Source organism: Thermodesulfobacteriota bacterium (genome assembly GCA_040755095.1).
Lineage (GTDB): Bacteria > Desulfobacterota > Desulfobulbia > Desulfobulbales > JBFMBH01 > JBFMBH01.
The window spans coordinates 1-3,369 of record JBFMBH010000225.1; the positions used below are offsets into that span (position 1 = coordinate 1).

At 69.8% G+C, this 3,369-nt stretch carries 3 protein-coding genes; 1 reads left to right on the forward strand and 2 read right to left on the reverse strand.

Annotated features, from left to right (window positions below; genetic code table 11):
- Nucleotides 1-869 (forward strand): hypothetical protein (locus AB1634_19045; protein ID MEW6221609.1); only part of this gene is annotated, 869 nt, incomplete at its 5' end.
- 29 nt (nucleotides 870-898) lie between these two features.
- Here AB1634_19045 and AB1634_19050 read toward each other — a convergent pair.
- Together AB1634_19050 and AB1634_19055 are read right to left on the reverse strand one after the other, a co-directional pair.
- Nucleotides 899-2,041, reverse strand: coding sequence for an alpha/beta hydrolase (locus AB1634_19050; GenBank protein MEW6221610.1), 1,143 nt, complete (start codon nucleotides 2,039-2,041; stop codon nucleotides 899-901).
- A gap of 154 nt (nucleotides 2,042-2,195) precedes the next feature.
- Nucleotides 2,196-3,272, reverse strand: a complete 1,077-nt coding sequence (locus AB1634_19055; GenBank protein MEW6221611.1) for an NAD(P)/FAD-dependent oxidoreductase — start codon at nucleotides 3,270-3,272, stop codon at nucleotides 2,196-2,198.
- Between the last annotated feature and the right edge of the window lie 97 nt (nucleotides 3,273-3,369).

The following is a 3,369-nucleotide window of genomic DNA, read 5'->3' on the forward strand; positions in this document are numbered from 1 at the left end:
GAATCACCTTTGTGGTCGGCTCCACGGTCTTCTACACCTCGCTGCTCCTGGGGGTGTTCGTGGTCTATGTCTTCGATGGCCCGCGGGCCACCAGGATCGCCATCTCCACCGTGGTCGGCGTCTCGGTCATGATGCCCCTCATCGCGGCCACCCTGCATATCCAGGCCGGTCTCATCCACAGCGCCTCTTTGAGCCACGTGCCGGTGCCCAGTCTCCGGATCAATATCGCCTCGGTGATCGCCACCCTCCTCGATCTGATCTTTCTGGCCATGGCCTGGGAGTATTTCGGCAAGCCCCGGCTGGGCATCCAGCTGGGGCTGCGCGCCTTTTTGACCCTCCTGGGTGTGATGTGGCTGGACGTTCTTCTCTTTACCACCGGCGCCTTTGCCGGCACGCCGGCGTATCTCAGCATCATGCAGGGCACCCTGGTGAGCCGGCTCTTTGTCTCCGTCTTTGCCCTCCCCTTTCTGTACGGCTATCTGGTGTGGCAGAGCCGGCACAAGGGGGTGGCCATCGAAAACCGGCCGGTGCTGGCCATCCTGCGGCAGGTGGCGGAGATCGAGCTCAAGCTCTCCCTGGCCCACGAGGAGATCGAGGCCCGGAAGAAGGCGGAGGCGGAACGGGACCGGGTGATCGAAGAGCTCAGGCGGGCCCTGGCTGATGTGAAGACCCTGCAGGGGTTCTTGCCCATCTGCGCCAGCTGTAAGAAGATCCGGGATGACCGGGGCTTCTGGCAGCGGCTGGAGGCGTACATCGAGAGGCACTCCGGGGCCCAGTTCAGCCACGGCATCTGCCCGGACTGTGCCAGGAAGCTCTACCCGGAGCTCTACCCCAGCGAAGGAGGGGGCAGGACCGGCGCCGGGTCCTAGGACCGGCGTCGGTCCTGCCTGGGATCGCCTCAGGGGGCTGGCGGAGCCAGCACCTCGGCCAGAAAGCGCAGGCTGGTGCAGGAGGTGCAGCGCAAGGCGCCGGCGGTCATGATCGCCGGCCCCTGGGGGGTCTCCACCAGGCACTGGCTGCCGTCCGGCTCCTGGCCGGTGCAGGCCGGCAGGCCGCTGGTGTCGTCCTCCGGGCCGGCGAGGGCAAAGTAGTCCTTGTCGAACATGAGGAAGCTGTGGCCCACATCGGCCAGGCCCACCAGCCGGTTGGGCACCCCGGCTGCGATCAGGGCCTGGGCCATGGCCTCGGACTGGGCATAGGGCACCGTGTCATCCACCTGGCCGTGGAGAAGGAGCATGGGCGGCGTGGTGGCACGAACGTAGGCGATGGGCGAGGCGGCCAGGGCCCGGACCGGCGCCCGCCGGGGCAAGGCGCCCAGATAGTTGACGATGAGCGGCGCGGTGTGGCCCCACTCCGCCAGGGGGATCCGGAAGTCCGCCGTGCCGTAGTAGACCACCGCGGCCGTCACCGTGGAGGACCGCCGGGGCTGGCCCGGCTCGTCCGCCTGGCAGGTGTAGCCGTTCCAGTCATCGATGCCGAGGCCCGGTCCCCAGGTCGCATCATCCATGGTGGCCACCGAGGCGGTGAGGCCGCCACCGGCCGAGACCCCGGTCATGACGATCCGCTCCGGATCGATGCCCAGCGCCGCGGCGTACCGCCGGGACCAGCGCACCAGGCAGCGGCTGTCCTGGACCGCGGCCGGGAATTTGTTCATCCGCGGTCGCGCCAGACGGTAGTTGGCGGAGATGGCCACATAGCCCAGGCTGGCCAGCTGCTCGATGGCTCGCCGCTGGCCGGCCCCGCCGCCCTCGGCCTTGTCGCCGATGGCAAAGCCGCCGCCGTGCAGCACCAGCACCAGGCCGCAGCGGCTGGCCGCGGTGCAGCCGTGGGGGATGGCCGCATCCAGCAGCAGTGGCTCGCCATCCACTGTGTTGTACGGCAGATCCGGATAGAGGGTGTAGGCCTGCGGATCGATGGCCACTGGCACCGGGCAGGAGCAGTCCTCCTCCAGGCTGGGCGGCGCGGCCAGGGCGCCGGGGTGCCAGACTAGGCCGGCCAGAACAGCGGTGAGAACGGCAAGGCGGACCAGAGACGGGGGCATGGCGGCTTCCTCCACGTAAGGGTGAGCGGGCAGGTCTGACCTGCCATTGCCTCAGGATGGCCCCCTGGCTACGCCGCCGTCAAGCCCCCGCGGCCAGGGCTGGGCGCCGGATCGGCCGGACCGGATGGCAGCCCGGAAGAAGTTGGACCGTGGGTCAAGAGCGCTGGAAGAACTTGCGAAAGACCAGCTGCCGGAAAGAAGGCAGCCAGGCCATGCCTGCCAGGGCCAGCCGGGCGAGCATCAGGCTCGCGGCCTTCCCGGGAATACGGCGGCAGACGGTGGCCCGCCGGATCAGGGGCTGGACCAGCTGGCGATAGCGGCTGGCCGGATCAGGGGCACCCCAGGCCGCTGCCGCCTGCTCGCCGCTGGCCATGGCGAAGAAGATGCCGTCCCCGGACAGCTGGCTGACGAGCCCCATGGCATCGCCGCACAGAAGCAGGTCCGGACCGGCGAGCCGAGGCACCACCGCCACCGGATCCGGGCCGCCAAACAGCCGCCGGACCCGGTGCTGGTGCGGGAGGAGACCCTCGTTGACGCAGTGGCGGAGCAGTCCGTCCAGGAGCGGCCGCAAGCCTTGTCGGGTGCGGCCGATGAAGCCCAGGCCTGCGTAGTAGCCATCCCGGGTGGGGAAAAGCCAGGCATAGCCCAGCTCGCCGCCCCAGAGGACGAAGAAGTGGCTGGCCCGGGTCCGGGGCTCGGCCTCGATGTCGTATTCCAGGCAGCGCCCGAAGGGCCCCCTTGGGTTGCCCAAAAAACGGCTCGTCACCCCGGCAAAGCCGTCGGCTCCAATCACGAACCGGGCGGTCACCGCTTCGTGGTCGCCGGCCAGAAGATAGCCTCGCCGCCCCTCCCCCCGGGGCGCCAGGCGCTTGACCGGCAGGCGCCGGAACCGGGCGCCGGCCGCCAGCGCCTCCTCCAGCAGCAGATGGTCCAGCCGCAGCCGCTCCGCATGCTCGAAAAGGCCCTCCTGCCGGAGGCCACAGACCGGCCGGCGGTCGTGGTAGAAGACCGCCTCGCTCACCGGCCGGGTGGGCAGGCGGTCCCGGATGGCCAGAAAGTTGGCAAACGGCCAGTCCCGGCAGCCGAAGAGCGCCCCCCCGCACGCCTTGTGCCGGGGAAAGTCATGGCGATCCACCACCAGCACCCGGGCCCCGGCCCGGGCCAGACAATACGCCGCCGTGCTCCCCGCCGGCCCCGCCCCCACCACGACCACATCAAAGGTTTCGCCCATGTGTCGTTACCCGACTACCGGTTCATCCGCCACCATCCGCCCTCCGTCCATCGAGCCCTGAAGGGGCGACCCATACCAGCCCAGGGCATCGCCCTGG